1 protein-coding gene (running past one end of the window) is annotated in these 21,239 nt (G+C 77.5%); it reads right to left on the bottom strand.

Annotated elements, in window-relative coordinates:
• Nucleotides 1-141: 141 nt before the first annotated feature.
• A protein-coding gene (locus tag ACQPZQ_RS15250; protein WP_433296131.1) for a DUF4781 domain-containing protein crosses the window boundary here: on the bottom strand, nt 142-21,239 show its 3' portion. The gene runs 18,589 nt beyond the window's last position; the window shows 21,098 of its 39,687 coding nt (coding positions 18,590-39,687); its start codon lies off the right edge, out of view; the stop codon is at nt 142-144.

The following is a 21,239-nucleotide window of genomic DNA, read 5'->3' as shown; positions in this document are numbered from 1 at the left end:
AATTCTATCGGCGAGTTCCGACTGCAGGACGTTCGTAAATCGGCGACCTCCGCGGTCAGCTGATGTTCACGACGTCCATGGGGAACGACCCCGGGGACTCGGCCCAGATCATCCGCAAGGCGATCGACGCCGGCATCAACGTCATCGACACCGCGGACGCCTACGGCGACTCCGAGGAGGTGGTCGACAAGGCGCTGGAAGGGTCGCCGGGACGATGTCGTGCTCGCCACCAATGCGGATGGGCTGGTCTGGGCCTGACCAACAGTGCAACGAGCGTCGCCTCACCGCCGCCGGGCCAGCGCCGGCTTGGTGGCGACCCGCAGCTGCGCGTGCTACCTCACGGGGCCCGGTTTCCCAACTCTCGGAAACTGTACGGCTGGTCCTGAGTTCGATGTCGACGCTGCCGGACTGGCTGCGCCAGCTGGCCGCCGTACCGGAGCTCGGCTGGCGGTCCAGCTCGGTCGGCGCGCCGGTCGTGACCGCGCGGACGAGCTCGGGGCGGACCAGCGCGTGCAGCGCCGTGGCGGGCGGCAGCGGCATCGCCTGCACGACGTCCTCGGCAACCCCCAGCAGCCGCGCCCGTTCCCGCGCCGCCAGCAGGCCCCGCCACGGCGCAGGCAGCTGGACCAGCCGGGAGAGCACCTCCGCGTCGACGAACACCGCCTGCCGGCCGGGCTGCGCGGGGTCGGGCCCGACGAACTCGACCACCGCAAACCGCTCCGGGAGGTCGGCGTTCAGCCCGGGCACCGCGTACAGGCGCGGCGCGTGCTCGGCCCAGGCCCCGTCCGGGTCGGCCCTCCGGTACGCGGGGTGCTCCGGCGCGACCTCCCGCATCGCCGGGCGCCGCTCGGCCAGCACCCGCAGCACCTGCGCGTGCTCGGCGTCGTCGAGCCGGGTGGGCGCGCCCGTGGCGCGGAGCACTGCGACCGCTCCGCCCTCGCGTGGGTCGGCCGGTGGGCCTCGCACCGGGTTCCCGGCGTGGCCCGCCGGATCGGCCCCGCCCGGCTCCACCGTGACCGTCCAGCCCGGCCCAGGGCCGGGGTGCAGCCACACCCGCTGCCCGGCAGCGGCGAGGTCGCGCAGCCCGGCCGTCGTCCCCACGTAGCGGCGCTGTCCACCCGGCCGCCCGACCGGCAGCGGCCCCGCGTCCGCCAGGGCGAGCGCCGGCTGGTCGGCGCCGGACGCGGCGACCCCGCGGGCCTGAGCCAGGTCCGCACGCAGCGCCTCGGGCAGGCGGCCGGCCCGGACGATCTCGGCGAACCGGTCGAGCCTGCGTTCGACATCAGCACGGCGTTCCGCACCGGGCACGACCGCGAGCAGCTGCTCGCGCGCCCGCGTCAGCTGCCGGAGCTGCGCGAGCACGTCCTGCTCCGTGAGCGCGCCGAAGACGGCCGCCGCACCCGGGGACCGGATCCGCAGGAACTCGTCGGGCGAGCCGTGGTCGGGCTGCAGGCCGCGGTCGAAGTCGACCCACCACAGCCTGCCGTCGGCGGCACGGACGAGGTTGGCGGCCCTCACGGCCAGCGCGTCGGTGTCGCCGATGAGCGCCGCCGCGGCGAACCCGGCGGCCACCTGGGCCCGCAGCGCCGCCGCGGCGAACCCGGCGGCCACCTGGGCCCGCAGCGCCGCCGCGGCGGCCCCGTGGAGGGAGGGGACCGGGCCGGCGACGTAGGTCCCGACCTCCACCAGCTCGCCCGCCCGCAGCACCACGGCACCGGTCGCGTCGTGCACGTCGTCGACGACCACGCCCAACGAGGTCGGGACCGCGCGCACGCCGGCGACCCGGAAGAGCGCCGCCGTGACGACCGCCGTGACCAGGTCCGCGACGGCGCGGTGGTGTACGACCAGACGGGACCCGTCGGCGGTGCGCACCAGCATGGTCGCGGGCCGGCCGTCGGGCAGCTCCTTGCTGCCCAGGGCCCGCTCGTGGACCACGGCGCGCAGCGGGCGCAGCAGCAGCCCGACCGGCTCGTCCACCACCGGCCCCGGCCCGGCCGTGACGTGCCGCCATCCGCCGGCGGCCGGGTCGTCGAGGGCGCGCAGGAGCTCGTGCTCCAGCCGGACCCGGGTGTCCAGGTCGAGCGCGGCGACCCGGGCGAGACCGGCCGCGTCCGCGACGACCCGGTTCCTCCCGGACTCCAGCAGGTACAGCACTCCCACCGGGCCCAGCCCCGGCACGTCGAGCGGAGCCGCGTCGAGCCCGTCGGCGACGGCGAACCAGTGGCCCTCGGCCCGCCACCACCCCTGCGGGCCTGCCGTGCGCTGCGCGGCGCCGTCGAGCCGGACCGCGTGCCGCTCCTCGAGTGCGCGCACCCGTGCGAGCACCGCCTCGACCGCCGCGGGCTCGGTGACGACCACGTAGCCGTCCGCGTGCTCGGCGAGCAGCGCGGCGCTGGGGCGGTCCTGCCGGATCCAGCGGTGCACCTCGACGGTGCCCGCGTAGGGGAGGTCGTGCAGGCCGCCCCACAGCACGTCGGCCCAGAGCCGCCACTGGCCGTCACCGGGGGCGGGGACGCGGATGTCCACGTGCTCGGCGGGCGACCGGGACACGTCGACGTCCAGGGCCCGCGCCTGCTGGGGGGTGAGCAGCAGCGGCAGGCCGCTGCGGTCGTGCCACCTGCGCAGGTAGCCGCCGAACGCGGGCGCGGCCGGGAGCCGGCTGCTGGTGTAGGGGGCCTCGCTCAGGGGCAGGAGGCCGTGCTCGGTCCGCAGGACCGCGAGCCGGGCGATCCGGTCACCGCGGCCGCCGGCCGGGGTGCGGCGCCACGCGTAGAGGACCGCGATGTCCGGGTGCAGCACGTAGGTCTTGGTGTGCTCGCGCATCACGCCGGTGGCGCAGTCGAGGCAGGACCCGCCGAGCCGCGGGTGGCCGAGCCGGAGGATCTCGACCGGGTCCGTCGCGACGCCCGCAACGACCTCGGTGCCCGCGGAGCCTTCGGCGGGAGCGCGGACCGAGCGCACGATGTCGGGCGGCGCGGAGTCGCGCAGCGGCCGCCCGGTCCGCTCGTGGGAGCGCGTCCCCCACTCCGTCCAGAAGGCGGCGGCGCGGTCCGTGGTGGCGCGGAAGTAGTGGGCGAGCAGTGCGTCGAACAGCGGGCTGCTCGAGCTGTGGTGGCCGATCAGCGCGTCCCACACGGGCGCGTCGAGCGGGTGCGGCAGCACACCGTCGGGGACGGGCACGCCGAGCTGGTGCAGGTACCCGGTGACCGCGTGGAGCTGCAGCTGCGTCGCGGCGGCGGTCAGCGCCGCAGGCCGGGCCGGCGGGGCCCGCGCGGCCAGGGTGTGCCGCAGTGAGTCGACGACACCGAACACGACCTCGTGCAGCGGGTCGGTCAGGACGGGCGCGACCCGCTCCAGACCCCGCACCAGGTCGAGCCAGGCGCCGATGAACTGGGCCCGGTCAGCGCGCCATCCGCGGTCCGGCATCGCCGCCAGCAGCCCGTCGACGCCGTCGCGGTGCAGGTCGAGGCCAGGGTTGACGGTCCACCGCACGAGCGCGGCCAGTGCGCTCTCCGAGCGCCTGCTCTTCGGGAGCTCGGCGAGCCACGCCGGGGCACCGGTCGCGACCGTCGCGAGCGCCAGCGCGAGCCGGTCCCGGCGCGTCCCGCGGGCCCAGAAACGGTCGAGCCACGCGGGCGCCGAACCGCTGTCCGCGGCCAGCGCGCCGGCGAGCCACCCGGGTTCGGCCAGGAACCGCCACTGGTCGCCGTCGTCGCCGATCTGTTGGGCGAGCACCGCGAGGATCCGGTCGAGCACCACGACACGCAGCGGCCCGGGCCGGGCGGCCGGCCGCTGCGCGAGCAGTGCGAGCAGCCGCCAGCTCGCCGCCCACGCGGTGACGGTGTCGCTCCAGTCGACGTAGGCGAACCGCCACACCGCCTGCATCTCGGCCAGCTCGGCCCGGGCGGCGGCGACCGGCCCGCGCAGCTCGGGCGCGATCGCGCCCCCGCCCGGCAGCCGGGCCAGTACCTCCATGCCGAACTCGACCTCGACCAGCGGGAGCAGCAGGGTGGACTTCCAGCCCGTGCCGGTCAGCACCCTCTGCAGCTCGCCGCCTGCCACCGCGAACACGTCCGCCGACCGCGCGAGCAGCGCGCGCTGTCCGGCGGCCGTCCGCAGGTCCGGCACGCCGATCGCCGAGCCGACGGCGGTCCACAGCCGCCCGTCGCCTGCCTCCGCATCACCGGCGACGAGGTCGAGCACGTGGACGGGCACCGTGAAGCGGGCCGTCGGAGCGTCCCCGTCCCGGTCGAGCAGCCCGGCGCCCGCGAGGTGGGCGAGCGCGGCGGGCAGCGCCGGGCCCGCGCGACCGGCGAGGGACCTTAGCTCGCGGGCCGGGGCTCCGCCGGGGTGGGCCGCGACCAGCCGCAGGACCTGCACCCACGGCAGCACCGCGGCGAGCCCGTCCACCTGGCGTTCCCGGGCGTCGGCGAGCTCGCGCAGCACCGCCGCCGCGTCCAGCGCGGTAAACCGGGCCGCACGCCGGGCGCCCTCGGCCGTGAGGCGGTCGGACGCCGCCGCGGCGGGCTCGCCGTCGGCGAGTGCAGCGGCGAACGTCGTGGCCGTGTCGGCCGCGAGGAGCAGCCACGACCGCCGGACGTCCTCCCGCCAGGCTGCGTCGACCCAATCGATCTGACCGTCCATCCGCACCAGCGCGTCGGCCGCTCCGGCGAGCCCGGCACCGGCCAGCACCCGCCTCAGCCCGGCGCCGTCCGCTGTCGCGGGGTCGGTCGCGAGCCGGGCGATCCCGAGCCCCGCGGCCACGGCTGCCGCATGGGCGTCGTGCCCGGCGACCGGCGTCCCGGTCAGGTGGTGGCGCACCTCGTGGGCGATCAGTTGGTGCCACCACTCCATGCCGAGCCGGTCGGCAGCGAGATGGTCGGCGATCTCGCGCGCCATCGCCACGGTCAGGACGACGACCCCGCCGGCGGCGACCGGGACGGCCGGGTCCCGCCAGCCGAAGGCCACAAGCCGGTCCAGCACCCCGGCCGGGCCCGCCGGTGCGGCACCGTCGAGGACCAGGACCGGCGGGGCCCCGGGCGGCCCGCGCGGCATCCCCGCCACGACCGCGTCGAGCGGCCGCAGGTGCCCGGCCACCGTGGGCAGCCACGCCAGCAGCGCGTCACGGTCGGCGGCGGACAGCCCGCCGATGGCCACCGCTCCCCCGTCGGCGCCTCCGCCCGGACGTGCGAACCGGTCGAAGGTCACGGCGTGCTCGGCGGTGAACAGGTGGATCCAGTCGAAGCCGTCCGGGTGCGCCACCCGCACCCGGTCCAGCACGGCGGCCAACTCCTCGGCGGTGGCGGGCGTGCGCGCCCAGATCGCCAGCCTGCCCAGCGACCCGAGCTCCCCGGCCGCGGCGACGGCCTGCCCGGCCAGCTCGTCCACGGGGCGCCCCGACACCGCACCGAGCAGCGCCGGGACCCCGTCCACCCAGGGCAGCCCGGCCCCGCGGATCTCGACCTCGGTGCCCCGGGCGCGCAACGCCGCCGCGACGTCCTCGACGGTGGCGGTCGACTCGTCCGCGGCCGGCGCCGGTCGCGGGGCGTTGCCGGGCGGGTCGGCGCGCGGCCGGGAGGGCTCGGGGCCGGTCCGGTCCGCAGGGTGCAGCGCCCGCTGCAGGGCCGGGAGCACCCGTCCGGGCGGGGCGCCGCGCAGGTCGAGCACCCACGGCTCGCTCGTCGCGTCGTCCACGTGGCCCGCGGGCAGGCTGATCTCCCACTGGCCATGCCCGTACGTCCCGTCCCGCCAGCCGTGGACCTGCACGTCGGCGCCGGTCCCGACGAGCTGCCGCAGCCGGCCAGGGCTCACCAGGCGCATCAGCCGGGATTCCTGCTCCGGCCGGTCGGCCGCACCGGCGAGCGCGCGCTCGGCGTGCACGGGCAGGTAACCGTCCGCCGGGCGCGCGTCCTGCGGGTACCGGGACGCCGCGGCATCGGCCGCCCGCTCCAGGTCGCCCAGCAGGGGCTCGGGCAACCGGGCCTCGGCCGCCATGCGCCGCACCCGGTCGAGCCGCGCGGCGAGCATCCGCCGCCACACCCCGCCCGGCACGCCGGACAGCAGCTGCTCCCGCAGCCGCGACACGTGCTCCAGCTGCGCCAGCACGTCGGCGGGCAGCAGGCGGCCGTAGATCTCCGGCCGCGACCCGATCCGCAGCCCGCGCTCGAACGGGCGCGCGTGCCGCCCGACCGGCAGCGACTGGTCGAAGTCGAACCACCACAGCCGCCCGTCCGCGGTGCGGATCCGGTCGTCCTCCGTGGCGCGCATCAGATCCGAGTCCTGCAGCAGCGCCGTGATCACGAACTCCCCGGCCACCTGCGCCCGCTGCATGCCGCTGCCGGGGGCGTCCAGCTCGGGCGCGGCCCCGTCGAGGAACTCGCGCACCACCAGCACGTCCCCGGCCTCGACGACGACCCGGCCCGCGCCGTCCAGGACGTCCTCGCTCGCCATCGCGAGCCACGCCCGGGCGGTCGGCACGCCGGCCCGCGCGGCGAACCCGGCCGCGGTGACCGCGGCGACCGTCACAGCCGGGTCGTGCCCCCACTGCATGGGGGCGACCAGCCTGCCGTCCGTGTCCCGGAGCAGGAGCACCTTCGGCCGCCCGCCGCGCACGGTCTCCGCAGTCAGCGCCCGCACGAACGTCACGCCGTCGAGCCGGTGCAGCGGCAGGCCCGGCGCATCGGCGACCGCGTCGACGGCCGCCGGCTCGTCGCGTCGCCACATCTGCTCCGCGGGCCGGTCGGGGTGCCGCCACCGCAGCAGGACGTGCTCCTCCAGGGCGACCCGGACGTCCTGCTCCAGCTCCCGCAGCCGCGCGAGGAGCGCCGCGTCGACGAGCACGCGGCCGCGCTCCCGGTCCACGACGTAGACGACGGCGAGCCGGTCGAGGCCCCGCGCGTCGAGCGTGCGGTCGACGGCCCCGGCGAGCCCGTCGGCCTGCACGGGTTCCAGGCCCTCGGTCACCCAGTGCCCGAGCGGGCTCACGACGTCCACCACCGACTGCCCGGCGGGGCGCACGCCACCCCGCTCCTCCACGGTGTGCACGGCGTCCAACACGGCGGCGGCGACCGCGGGGGCGGTCTCGTCCACCCACCGGGCCGCCCGCCGGCCGCGGGTGCTCACCGCGAGCAGCGCCACCCGTGCCGCGTCCCGGACGGCGAGCAGCTCGTCGACCAGCGTCTCCGCATCGCGGTCGTGGTCGGCGCCGTCGCGCCCCCCGCCCAGGTGGAAGCCCACCTCGTGGCCGATCAGCCGGTTCCACCAGTCCTGGCCCAGCCGCCCGGCAGCCAGATGACCGGCGATCTCGCGCGCCATCGCCGCCGTCAGGACGACGACCCCGTCGGAGGCGGCGGGCACGCGCGGATCCCGCCAGCCGAAGGCCACGAGCCCGTCGAGCGCGCCGGCCGGGGCCGCGGGAGCGGCGGCGTCCAGGACCAGCACCGGCGGGGCCTCCGGAGGCCCGCGTGGCATCCCCGGCACGACCGCGTCGAGCGGGCGCAGGTGCCCGGCCACGGTCGGGAGCCACGCCAGCAGCGCGGCCCGCTGCTGCGCCGAGCCCCCGCCGATGGCGACCTGCCCGCCGTCCGGGCTCCCCGTCGTGGCGGGCCGCAGCGGGATCACCACAGCCGTCCGGTCGTCGGTGCCGCCACGCCGCGCGGCCTCGTCAACCAGCCGGCGGGCGGCGGCGGCGGGGTCGTGCAGCGCGGCGGGCACGTCCAGCGCCGCGGCGAGGTCGGCCGGGCCCCGGAACAGGTCCGACGCGCCGTCGGTGAGCAGCACCAGCAGCCCCGGTCCGGACACGGTCACGGTCGCCACGGCCGGCTGCGGCGCAGGCTCCTGACCCAGCCAGCGGGTGCTCACCGAGGTCGGCCGCACCGGCGCCTCGCCCTCGACGGTCTGCGCCGTCGCGAGGTTGTCGTCCGTGGTCAGCAGCTCGACACCACCGTCGTGGCGCACCAGGTAGGCCCGGCTGTCGCCGACGGCCGCCACCGCGACACGCCCGCCTGCGCCCGCCACGGCCGCGATGAAGCTGGTCGTGTCCGGGTCCAGCTCGCCGGGAGCCGGGGTGGCCGACTGTGCGGCCGCGGCGAACACCGCCCGCGCCACCTGCTCGGGCCCGGCGGCGTGGGGCTGGCGGGCCGCGGCGTCGATCCCGGCGGTCACCGCCGCCTCGGAGACCGGCACCGTCCCGGCCGTCCCACCCTGCCGGTCGGCCAAGACACCGACCACGCGGGCCGCCGTCGCAAGTCCTCGCCAGGCATCGCCGCCCGCTCCCTGCCCGGTCCGCCCCTGCTCGCTCGCCGCGCCCAGCGCTGGCCCACTCGGACCGGCCACGCTCTGCACGCGGAGGCCGCCGCCGACCTCGTGCGGCTCACGCAGCTGCGGGGAGGACTCGATGATCGCGTCGACGGTCTCGTTGTTGGCCCGGATCGCGGCGAGCAGCCGCTCCCGCAGCGCCGCCAGCTGCTCGCGCCGCTGGGCGACGAGCTGCCGCGGGTCGACCGGGACCCCGCCGACGGTGAAGATCGCGGAGTACCAGGGCACCAGCACGGGCACCCGCCCGTCGGCCTCGGCCTGCCGCAGCCGCGCCAGCTCGGCCTCCACGATCCCCAGCTGCGCGCGCTGCCTCGTGACCTCGGCCCGGATCCGCGCCATCGCGCGCCGCTTGAGCCGCAGCTCGTGCCGGGCCGCCCGCTCCGGCATGCCCGCCGCCCACCGCCGGACCGGGCGGGGCACCAGCCCCAACAGCCCACGGCCCGCCGCCTGCAGCCCGCGGCGCACCCGTCCCGGCTCGGGCCGGGCGAGCCCGCGGGCGAGGTCGCCGGTGTTGATCATGTTGACCGCGACGACCCGGCCGTCCCGGACGACCTTCACCTTCTGCAGCGCCCAGCGGATCTCGCCGAAGTTGGGCTGTTCGAACTGCGCAGGCCCGATGCCGACACCGACGTGGAACTGGACCATGTACTCCAGCACGCGCCAGGTCGACACGGCCCAGTCGTGGCCGACGACCCAGTTGCCCACCCGCCGCACCGGGTGCCACCCGACCATCCGCGGCGACTGCGCCGTGCGCTCCAGCGGCTTGCCCGGCACGTGGAAGTGCACCACCAGCAGCCCGACGCGGAAGTGCCCGAAGAACGACACCATCACGTCACCGCGCACCAGCGGGAAGAACCCGAGGACGCGGTTGCGCCGCTTCGTCGTCGCGCCGAAGTGGTCGGCGGTGTCGAGCACGGTCAGGAAGCCGTAGTTGCCCGCCGTGCCCTTGAACCCGAGCTCGATGTGCTCCCCGAGCGGGACGGCCACGACGGACGAGACCATCACCCGCGGCCCGAACGTCCCCGCCCGGTTCCACACCGTCGAGGCGCGGACGACCCAGCCCCGCAGCCGCTCCCGCAGCGTCAGCCTGCCGTTCGCGCCGGCGGCCGGGCGCGGAAGCTTCGCGTGCAGCAGCTGGAACATCCACTCCCCGGCCGGGCCGAGCAACTCCTGCAGCCAGGTCGGGTAGAACCGCCGCTCGGTGACGAACCGCTCCCACCACGGGATCCGCGGCGTCGCGGCGGCCTGCTCCAGCACCCACGCCGGCGGGGACCACACGAGCCGCAGCCCGGCCACCGTGTCGATCCACCAGGCCCGGACCGCACGCCCCGCCCGAGCCGCGACGAGCCCCGCCCACAGGCCGCCGACCTGCACCTCGATCGGCAGCAGCGACCACCCGAACCGCGCGGCGGACCGCAGCGCGGGGACCACCCGGTGCCGCAGCCCGGGCACCGCGCGAGTGACCGCGCCGCCGCGGCCGCGGGCCTGCGGGCCCCGACCGGCCCGCCACATCGCGAACCGCTGCCACAGCATCAGCCCGCCGAGGCCGGCCGCGACGATCCCGGCGATCACCCGGGCGGCACCGGTCAGCACCTCGACCGGCGGCCCGCGGATCGACGGCCCGTCGCCGGGTCGCGGCAGGGCCGTCGCGGTCGGCGACGGCGAGGGCGCCGGTGCTTCCGGCCGTGCCGTCGAGGGCGGAGGCGAGGGCGTGCCCGGCTCCCCGGACCGGCCCGGCCGCCTCGGCACGGCCAGCTGCTCGCCGATGTCGATCGCGTCCCGGCTCGCCACCGTCGGGAACCGGGCGGGCAGCGCTCGCGCGAGGTCGGCTGCCGACAGCCGGAACCGGTAGGCGATCACCGTGAGCGTCTCCCCCCGCTGCACCGTCCAGCTCCCGGACCAGTTCGCGGGGACCCGCAGGCGCTCGCCGGAACGGATGAGGTGGCGGTCGGCGGCGTCCGGGAACCGGCCCGGGTTGGCCGCGACGAGGGCGTCGACCGGCATCCCGAGCCCGGCCGCCAGCCGGGACAGCGTGTCGCCGTGCACGACCAGCAGCTCCACTCCCGTCGTCCGGACCGACACGACTGCGGCGGGATGTGCGGGCCCTGCGGCGAACACGGCCGGTGCGGCGGGGGCGACGACCAGCGCCGCGGCGCCGAGCAGCGGCCCGACGACCCGGGCGGCGAGGGCGACCGCACGTGCCGGGCCACCGAGCCCGGCCGCACGGTTGATGCGCCGGACCAGGTCGTCGGCGTGCTGCCGGTGCGCGCGCTCGTCGTGCGTCCGGGGCGTGAGGTGGAAGTCGCGCTCGTGCGCGAGCACCGGCCCCCACAAGCCGGTGCGGGTCAGCACGCGCCCCCGCTCGACGGGCACGACGATCACCGAGGTACCCGAGCCGGTGTCGCGCCAGCTGAACGCCCACAGGCGTCCGGCGAGATCGGCCGCCGTGGCCCGGTCGACGCCGTCGCGACGCAGCAGGCGGGCGATGTCGGCCGTGCGCGGCAGGAGCAGCTCCTCGCCCGTCCGCACGGCGGCCGGTGGCGGGCCGCGGTTGCGCAGGCCGCCGGGCGCCCAGCGGCGCGCCGCCGGGGTCTGCCGCAGCGCGGCGAGGGAGCGCTGCACGAGCCGGGTCTCCGCACCGGTGAAGCCGCCGTCGGCGAGCGGGCCTGCCCGGTCGCCCGCGGTCCGCGGGTCCCAGTACCGGACGCTGTCGATGACCTCGGTGGGCAGGGAGGTCGGCTCCGACCAGGCCAGCGCGTCGGCGTAGATGAGGGCGACCCCGTCGGCGGGGATCTCGAGCATCATCGCCCGCCGCTGCGTCCCCGCCGGAACGGTGAGCACCTCGGGCTCGCCCTCGGCCGGGTTCACCAGTGCCGGGAAGATCAGCGGCCGGCCGGTGGCCTCCGCCCACGTCTGCAGCCAGGCGCCGAACGCAGGGCCGAAGTCGAGGGTCGCGCTCGTCGCGGGGGCGCTCACCACCAGGATCCCGGCGTCGGTCACCAGCGTGGAGAGCCGGGCCAGCCGCTCTCCGCGGGTGCCGTCCGGGTTACGGGCCCAGGCCTGCACCACCACCGCCCGCGGGTGCAGGACGTGACCCTGGCTGTAGGCGCGCATCTCGCCGACGACGCAGTCCAGGCAGGACCCGCCGAGCCGCGGATAGCCCAGCTGCAGGATCTCCAGCGGGTCGCGCTCGGCACCGACCAGCACCTCGACACCTCGGCCGCGGCCGCGCGCGGTCGCGACGACGTCCGCGGGAGCGGTGTCCCGCGCGACGAACGGCTCCGTCCCGTCCCCGGCAGGCAGCTCGGCGCGCCAGCGGAGCCAGAACGCCCGCGCCGCCGCGACGCGGTCCCCGGTGACCTGCCAGGTCCGCAGGTAGCGGGCAAGTAGCGCGGCGAACCGTGCGTTGTGCTCCGAGTGGCTGCCGATCAACACCTCCCACAGCCGCTCGCCAGGCCGGAGCGGCAGCGTCCGCTCCTCCGGCGCGGCCGGGCCCACCCGCAGCCCGACCGCGGGCCCGCCGTCGTCGACGGCGTCGATCTCGGTGATCCAGGCGTCGGTGACGATCCGCTGCAGGTGCTCGGTGCCGCGCTCGACCAGCGCCGCCCGCTGCGCCGGTGGCGCGGCGGCGAGGTCGGCGGCGAGCCCGGCCATCAGCCGGGCGACCGCCTCGCGCGCGGTGGCCCGGTCCGCGGGCCGCTCGGCGACCTCGGCGAAGAAGTCGAACCGCTGGCTCGTCTGGACCGCGTCGAGCAGCCCGATCCATGCGCCGAAGAAGAGCGGCCGGTCGGTCTTCCACCCCACCGGCGGCGCCAGCACGAGCAGCTGCTCCCCGATCTCGCGCAGCGGCTCCAGGTGCCCGTCGAGGTGCCAGGTCACCAGCTCCATCAGCCGGTGCTGGGCGCGGCGCCGCTTCGGCAGCTCGCCCACCCAGGCCGCCGCCCCCGTCGCGGCGGCCAGCAGCCCGAGCGCGAGCCGATCCCGGCGCGTCGCCCGGCTCCAGTGCTTGGCCAGCCAGGTCGGCTCCCCCAGCGCCACGGCGAGCCATCCGGCGGCGTCGAGGAACGACCAGTCCTCGCCCTTCCTGAACGGCTGGTTCATCCGGCCCGCGATGCCGTCGAGGAGCCGGCGGTCCGCGACCGTCCACTCCGCCCGCGGCGTCGACGCGAGCCGGGCCAGCTCCTCCCAGGCTCCCCGCCAGAACGCGACGTCCGCGGCCGGCCTCGCCAGCAGCCGGGCCCCTCGCAGCTCGTCGACGAGCGCGGCGGCGTCCGCGTCGTGCCCGTGGGCGTCCCCGGCCCCACCCAGGTGGAACCGCACCTCGTGCTCGACCAGGCGCGCGAACCAGTCGGTGCGCAGCAGGTAGGCGGCGGCGAGGCGGCCGAGCTCGGCAGCCGTCCGGTCGGTCACGACGACGACACCGCCCGCGGCCAGCGGCACACCCGGGTCGAGCGACCCGAACGCGACCAGCCGGTCCAGCACCCCGGTCAGCCCCGCAGGCACCTGGCCCGCGAGCGCCGCAGTGTCCAGCACCAGCACCGGCGGCCCGCGCGGCATCCCGGCCAGCACGCCGTCCGCCGGACGCAGGTGCTCGACCACGCGCGGCAGCCACGCCAGCAGCGCATCCCGCTGCTCGTCCGACAGCCCACCGACCGCCACCGCGCCGCCGGTCGCGGCGCCACCGGTGGTCTGCGTTGTCCCGACCGGGATCACCACGGCCGTGCGGTCGTCGATTCCGCCCAGCGCGCGGGCGGCGTCGACCAGCTGGCGCGCGCCCCGCTGCGGGTCGCGCAGCGCGGCGGAGACGTCGATCGCCGCGGCGAGCTCGGCCGGGGTGCGGAAGAGGTCGGAGACGCCGTCGGTCACGAGCACCAGCAGGCCCGGCTCGGTGACGGTCACGGTGACCACGCCCGGCTGCGGCGCAGGCACCTGGCCGAGCCAGCGGGTGCTCACCGAGGTCGGCCGCGACGGCACCGGCCCCTCCGCGGTCTGCGCGGCCGCCATGTTGTCGTCCGTGGTCAGCAGCTCCGCGGTGCCGTCGCGGCGCACCAGGTAGGCGCGGCTGTCGCCGACCCCCGCCAGCACGACCCGGCCGTCGCCGGTCGTCACGGCGGCGAGGAAGCTCGTCGTGTCCGGATCGAGCACGCCCGGCGCCGGCGTGGTCGCCGCGGAGGCGGCGTCGAAGACGGCCTGTGCGACCTGCTCGGCCGAGGCCCCTTCCGGCTGTCGCCCGGCCGCCGCGATTCCCGCTTCGGTCGCCACGACGGACGCCGGCGCCGGCCCGGACGTGCCGGCCTGCTGGTCGGCCACCATGGCGACGACGCGACCCGCGTGAGCACCGCCGCGCCAGGCGTCACCGCTCGCGGCGCCTGGGCGGCCCGGCTCGGTCGCCGCACCGAACGCGCGAGCACCACCGGTCACGGCGGCGGGCGATCGGCCCGCGGGCAGCGCCGCGGCCTCGACCGGAACCCCGAGCGCGGTCAGCGACTCGACGATGGCCTTCTCCAGCTGCCGGTTGTCGCGGATCGCCGCCACCAGCTCGGCGCGCAGCGCCACCAGCCGCGCCCGCTGCATCTCCAGCAGGTCACGCGGGTGCAGCGGCGTCCCGGCCAGCGTCGACATCGTGCTGTACCAGGGCACGACGACCGGCAGCGCGCCCGCGGCGAGCGCCTCGTCGAGGCGGGCCAGTGCGGCGCTCACCTCGACGAACCCGGCCCGCTGCCGCTCCAGCTCGGCCCGGAACCGGCCGAGCATCCGCTGCCGGTGCCGCACCTCGTACCGCGCGCCCCGGGCCGCCACCCGCTGCGGCAGCCCGGCGAGGTAGCCGCGCACCCGGGCCGGCAGCACCCGTCCGACGCCGCGGGCGGCCGCGGAAAGCACGCGCCGGAGGCCGGCGCCGGGGCCCTTGATCATGTTGATCGTCACGACGCGCCCGTCGCGACGGGTCACCCGCACGGTCTGCAGCGACCCGCGGTACTCCACCCAGTTCGGCAGCGCGTCCTGCGCGGGCCCGAGCCCCAGGCCGAACTGCGACTGCGAGATGAAGTCGAACACCCGCCACGTCGAGAGCGCGAAGTCGTGGCTCCGCACCCAGTTCACGACCCGCCGCACCGGGTGGAACCCGACCAGCCGCGGAGTGGCCGCCACCTGCTCCAGGGCCTTGCCCGGCACGTCGAAGTGCAGCAGGAACGGCTCGATCCGGAACGAGTGCCCGACCGCGATGCGCAGCGACACCCGGACCACCGGGAACGCCCCGATCGACCGGGTCTTCTTGGTCGTCCGCCCGGCCACCTCGGCCTGGTCGAGCACCGTGACCACACCGATGTTCCCGGCGCTCACCCGCAGCGAGACGTCCACCAGCGCGTCGAGCCACCCGGGCAGCGGCAGCCGGAACACGAGCGGCGGCAGGTACGCAGGCGTCATGCCGCCGGTCGCCGCACGGTTGTAGATCAGCCGGGCGACGACCTCGCGCGCCCGGGAGATCCGCTCGCGCAGCGTCAGCCGCCGACCCTGGACCGGGGCCAGCTTGTCCTTGCGGGCCAGCTTCAGGTGCAGCAGCTGGTCGACGAACTCGCCCGCCGGGCCCAGGATCTCCTGCAGCCACGGCGCGTAGAGACGGTGCTCGACGTCGGCGTTCACCCGGGTCCGCTGCGACGGTCCAGCCCGCTCGAGCACCCACGCCGGCGGGGACCACACGAGCCGCAGCCCGGCCACCGTGTCGGCCCACCACGCCCGGACCGCCCGGCCCGCCCGCGCCGCGACCAGCCCGGCCCACAGGCCACCGACCTGCACCTCGATCGGCAGCACCGACCACCCGGACCGCGCCATCGACCGCACCGCCGACGCCACCCCGGGCCCGCCCGCAGGCCGCGCGGCCACGCCCGACCGCGGTCCGGCCGGGACCACGCCACCGCCGGTCGCCACCGACCCCTGGCCGCCCCGCCGCACCGCGAGCCGCTGCCGCAGCAGCACCCCGCCCCGGCCCGCGGTGGCCGTCGCCCGGCGCAGGGCCGCCCGGAAGCGAGCCGCCGGGGCCGACGCCGCCCGGGCCTGCAGCAACGCGGCGACCAGCTCGGCGGCGGAGGCGTCGTGCCGGGCCCCGGTGTGCTCGACCGCGTCGAGGTGGAACTCCCGCTCGTGGGCGAGCACGTCCCGCCACCACCGCTCCGGCAGCCGCCCGCCGGCCAGGTGACCCTCGATCTCCGCGGCGGTGTCCCGGAAGACGAACACCACGCCACCGGCCGGGGACCGGCCCGGCGAGTTCCAGGCGAACGCGACGAGCCGGTCGCGCAGCGCGTCGAGCCCGGCGGCCCGCCGTGCGGCCGTCGGCACCACGAGCACGGTCGGCCCCGGCGGGCCGCGCGCGAGGTACGGGAACCGGCGCCCGTCCAGCGGGCGGGCGGCGGCGGCCATGGCGGGTGCCGCGGCGAGCAGCGCCCGGTGCTCCTCCTCGCTCAGCCCGCCGACGGCCACCGCCCCGCCCGCACCCGCGGGGAAGCCGATGCCGTGGCGGGCGAACGCGGCCCGGCCGAGGGCGAGCACTGCGCGGTTCTGGGTGTCGGTGTTCCCGCCGTGGTAATGCCCGCTCTGCACGTCGATGTGGACGCCGGTGACGGCGCCGTCGGGGTCGCGGGTGAGGCGGGCCTCGCCGGCTGCCAGCACGGACTGCCCGTCGGCCACGACCGGGTGTTTGACGAACACCTCGCCCGCCGGGCGCGCGAACGCCGTGCGCGGGGCCACCCAGAGGCTGCCGTCGGTCAGCAGCGCCCAGATCACCGTCCCGGACCTGAGCATGATCTGCTCCGCAGCCCTGGTCCCGACCGGGGCCGGGACGACGAGTGCGGCCATCGCCTCGCGCAGTTCGGGGGCGAAGGTCCGCGGCGACCGGTTGGCGAAACGGGACGCCGCCGCGAGCCGTGCCTGCCAGCTCGGGTCGACGGGTGCGGGACGCACGGCGGGTGGGGTGAGTCCCGCCGCGGTCAGGAGCTCCCGGATCAGCGCCGCCGGCACGGCGACACCGGCGGCGCCCGCGGGAAGCACGCCGACGAGCCGCTCGGGCTCGCCCGCCCGCGCCGGGGTGACGACCACACCGGGCCCGGTGCCGCCGTCCCAGCCGAGACCGGTCACCGGGACTCCGGTGCCCTCGCCCGCAGCGGTGACCGCGGCGCTGACCACGACGGTCCGGTCGGAGTCGCTGTGCTGCTGCCCCTCCAGGTACTGGACCACGAGCCGCACGTCCGGGGTCGCGGCCACCACGACCGGCTCGCCTGCCCGCGGCGCGGGCGCGAGCCCCAGCGGCGCTGCCGACAGCTCGGACAGCAGCGGGTCCTCGATCCGCAGGACCGCGAGTCCGGCCGCCGCCCGGCCCGCCGGCCGCGGCAGGACGGTGCCGGTCAAGTGCAGGATCTGCCCGGCCGCGCTGACGCTGACCCGGCGGGTCGCGCCGCCCGTGCCCGGGAGCCGGAACCGCGACGGCGCCTCGGTCAGGTGCGCCACCACGTAGCCGACGGCCCCGTCGGTCCACAGCAGCACACCGACGTCCGCGGGCCCGTGGGCGTCCGACCTGGCGACGTCCACCAGCCGGTCGAGGACGGCCGGGGCGAGCCCGCCGAGTTCGCGGCCCTGCAGGGCCCGCCGCCCGGACTCGCCCTGGACCGGGCGGAACACCGGCTCCGAACGGGTCCCGAAGACGAACGGGTCGGCCAGCGGGGGCAGCCACGGCAGCGGCGCCACCTCGTGCAGCTGCGCCTCCGACAGCTCCGGCCCGGCCGTGCGGGTCAGCCCGTGCAGGAAGAGCGCGCGGCGGGCGGCCGGGCTGGGACCACCGCCGAGGCGGGCCAGCACCAGCTCGGGATCGGCCAGCACCGTCTCCAGCACGCTCGGCTCGGCGCCGCGCAGCGTCGCGAGCACCTCGGTGTCGAGGTACAGCCAGCCGTCGCCGGACGCCCAGATCCAGACGTCGCCGCTCTCGCCCACCACCTGCAGCCGCGCGGTCAGCGCGTGGATCGCCCGCACGCCGAGGGCGCGGTGCGCGCCGAAGTCCTGCGCGGTGAGCCCGCCGGTGAGAGCGGGGATCTCCGGGGCGCCGGCCGGGATCTCCTCCGCCACCGGCGCCCGGGCGGCCACCGCGCCGATGACGGCGCGGCGGCGCGGCGAGAGCTCGCCGGAGCCCGCCGTCGCGTCCCCGGCGTCCGGCAGTAGCGCGTCGATCTCGGCGAGCAGGTCACTGCCCCAGCCCATCGGCCCGGGTCCGTCGGCACGGGCGCCCCGCAGCTGCGCGGCCAGCGGCGCGGTGTGAGCGTCGTGTCGGGCCCCGGTGTGCTCGGCGCCGGCCAGGTGGAACTCGACCTCGTGCCCGAGCACGGCAGGCCACCAGTTCGTGTCCAGCAGGCCGCGGGCGGTCAGCGTGTCGAGTTCGGCCAGCGTGTCGGCGAAGACCAGCACCACGCTGTGCGGGGCGTGCACCGGGTCGGTCCACCCGAACGCGACCAGCGAGTCCGCCAGGTCGCCCAGGCCGACCGCGGACCGCACGGCCACAGGCACGACCTGCACCGGCGCGGCCGGCGGCCCGCGCGCCAGGTGCGGGTAGGCCGACGGGTCCAGGGGACGGGATGCCCGCAGCAGGGCCGGTGCCACGCGGACCACCCGCTGCCGGGTCGGCTCGTCCATCGGGGTGGCGGAGAACCCGCCGCCGGTCCCGGCGGCCGGCGGGAGGGCCGCGGGCGCCGCGAGCTCGGCGGGGTCGACCCGCACGACCACCGCGGTCTTGTTCCCGCTGCCCAGCGGCTGGACGGTGTCGATCAGCCGATCGGCGGCCGCGGCCGGGGTCGGCGCGGTCCGGACGATGTCGCCGAGGTCGGCGCGGTTGGGGTGCTGTCCGGCCCGGTCCGGGTAGAAGTCGTGCAGCTCGTCCGTGGTCAGCACCACGGTGACCGGGCCGGTGACGTCGCGGACGACGACGGTGGGCCGGTGGTCGGCGCCCCGGCCGACCCAGCGGGTGACGAACTGGACCGGGTGCTCGGCGGGCGTGCTCTCGTCCCGGTTGACCACGCTCCACGTGTGGTCCTCGGTGGCCTGCGCGATCCCGTCCCTGGTCACCAGGTAGCCGCGGCCGTCCCCGACGCCGACGAACACAGCGCGCGCGGTGTCCGGGCCGGTCGGGGTGATGACCACGAGCAGGAACGCGGCGATGGCCGGCTCGGCGGCCGCGGCCCGGGCCGCCGCGTGGTACGCCTCGCGCGCGAGCCGGTCGGCCGGGACCGCCGGGTCGGCCGCGAGCGCGGCCTCCATCGCGGCGCGCACCGCGACCTGCGAGACCGGGACGCGGCCGCCGAGGTAGCCCTGCTGGTCGGCCACCGCCGCGACGATGCGCCCACCGGCCGTGCGCGCCGACCGGAGCACCACGGCGCCCATCGCGTCGACGTTGCGGTTCGCCGGGTGCCCGGGATCGGTGCGGCCCGCCACCGGCCCGAGGTCGAAGCCGACGCGACCGGCGCCGGACCCGGTCCGGTCACCGGGAAGGATCTCGGACGCGACCACGCCTGCGGCGGTGCCCGGCCGGGACGCCACCAGGGCCGGCTCGACCGGTGACGCACCCGCGATCGGGGCGAGCGGGCTGCCGGGGCCCTCCTCGATCGCGCCGCGGACGCCCATGTTGTGGTCGATCGCCGCGCGCAGCCCGTCCCGCAGCCGGCGCAGCTGGTTCCACCGCAGGGTCAGCGCCGCCAGCCACGGGTCGTTCGGGACGGCCAGCAGCGCCGGGTTCTGCAGCAGCCGCTGCGCGATCAGGCGTTCGAGCCGTGCCGTCGCGGCCTCGACCCGCTCCAGGCGGGCGAGCTGCCCGCTGACCGCGCGGTCCAGCACGCGCAGACCCCGGGCCCGCAGCGTCTGCTGGTAGGCGGCGCCCCGCGCGGCCCGGAACCCGAGCCAGCGCTCCCACGCGGCCACGGCGCGCCGCTGCGCCCCGTCCGGCAGGGCGCGGCCCACGAACCGGACGGCGCCGCCCAGCGCGCGGCCGAGGGCCTGCGAGACGTCCGCGACCAGGTTGATCGTGCGAACCCGCTCGCCGTGGCGGTAGACCTCGATCGTCTGCCCCGAGATCCGCCACTCGACGAAGTTCGGCAGCATGTCGTGCCGCGGCCCGATCCCGAACACCAGGTGGAACTGGGTCATGAACTCGAACGGCTTCCACGACCACGGCTTCAGGTCGGTCACCCGGAGCCAGTTCCAGATCCGCCACGGCAGGTTAAACCGCTGCAGGCCGGCCTGCAGCGGGGTGTCGACCTTCTGCTCCCACTTCTTGCCCGGCACCGCGAACGTGACGAACCCGAGGTCCAGCCGCAGCACCCCGGCGTAGAGCTGGAGGAACGACAGCCGAAGCAGCGGGAACGCCCCGCTCGACCGGATGTCCTTCGCCTGCGCGGGGTCCCTGCCGATCGTCCGGACGTCCAACGCGGTGAAGTCCGGGCCAGCCAGCAGGCCGCCGCTGACCTTCATCCCGACGCCGAAGAACCCGCCCCCGAAGTTCCACTCGGGCCCCACCGCGGGATGCATGAGCGGCATGCCGGAGGTGAAGGCTCGGTTGTACTTCAGCTCCCCGACGAACGCCCGCACCCGCTGCTCCCAGGCGCGCACCGCGAGGATCCGGCCCCGCAGCCCGCCGGGAACACCCGTGCTGCGCCGGGCCTCCCACCGTGCCTTCTCCTCGGCCCAGGCCTTGCGCGGGCCTGCGAAGACCAGCTTCAGGTGCAGCAGCTGGAAGAAGCCGATCGAGGTCAGCACCGGTCCCACGAACGGAAGTCCGTGCAGCACCGACTGGAGCCCCGTCGGGTAGATCCGGTGCTCGTTCTTGGGGTTGCGCAGCCGCCAGCCCGGAAGCGGCGTGCCCGCGTCGGTCTGCTGCCGGGTGAAGCCGGCGACCGCCGCCCGGCTGCGGGCCTCCTGCAGCGCTGCGGCGAGCGTGCGCTCCAGTTCCGCCCGCCGCTCGTCGGCGAGCCTGCGGGCCTCCTCGGAGACGGTCAGCTCGCCCACGAGCCTGCCCAGCGTCGCGTCCCGGTCGGTACCGGCCCGCAGCCGGGCCCGCAGGGGCGCGGGCAGCCTGCGCCAGGCGAGCCACCCGCGCACGCGGCGGCCGGCCTGGCGAGCGGCCGCGAGGCGCTGGACGGCGGCGAGCGCCCGCGCGTCGGCGCGCTCCTGCGCCCGGTCGGCGCGAACCTCCTGCGCGGCCGGGCGGACCGGCGCCATCAGCCTCCGCAGCTGCTGGACCGCCGTGCGCTGCGTCCACAGCGGGATCGCCCGCTGCGGCACCCACGCCCGCCATCCACTCCGCAGCGCGTTCCGCCGCCACACCACACGGCGCGCGGCGGCGAGCACGGCGGCCCCGAGCCGCTCCTCGCCCAGCGCCGGCAGGTCGACGCCCACCAGCACCGCGGCGGGGTCGACCGCCAGCGCGCCCGCGAACTGCGGCGGCCCCCGGGCCAGCAGCTGCATCAGCAGGTCGGCAGGCCGCCACCGAACCGCGCCCGTCGGGTCGACCGCCCGCACCACCAGCGGCTCCGTCCCCGCCGCCAACCGCGTCAGCGCGTCCCTGACGCCGCCGCGGCGCCCGGCCGCACGCAGCCGGTCGGCGAGCGCCACCAGCACCGCCGGGTCCCGGCCCGCGACGAGGCCCATCGCCGCGGCGCCACCGGTCAGCTGCTCGACGGTGAACCCGCCGACCCCACCTGCCCGCGGCGACCGGGCCCGCTCGGCCCACACCAGCAGGCGCCACACGTCGACCGGTGCGATCGCGGTGCCGGCATCGGGCGCCGTCGCGATCTCCGCCCAGCGGGCCAGCTGCCAGTTCCAGCCCCGCCGGCCCAGCCAGGACACGACCCGGACCGCACCGGCCGCCACCGCGACCCGTGCGATCACCGGGAACCCGG

The sequence above is a fragment of the Pseudonocardia sp. CA-142604 genome, from assembly GCF_050948475.1.
Taxonomy (GTDB): Bacteria; Actinomycetota; Actinomycetes; order Mycobacteriales; family Pseudonocardiaceae; genus Pseudonocardia; species Pseudonocardia alaniniphila.
This window is presented reverse-complemented; position numbering and strand designations above follow the sequence as displayed.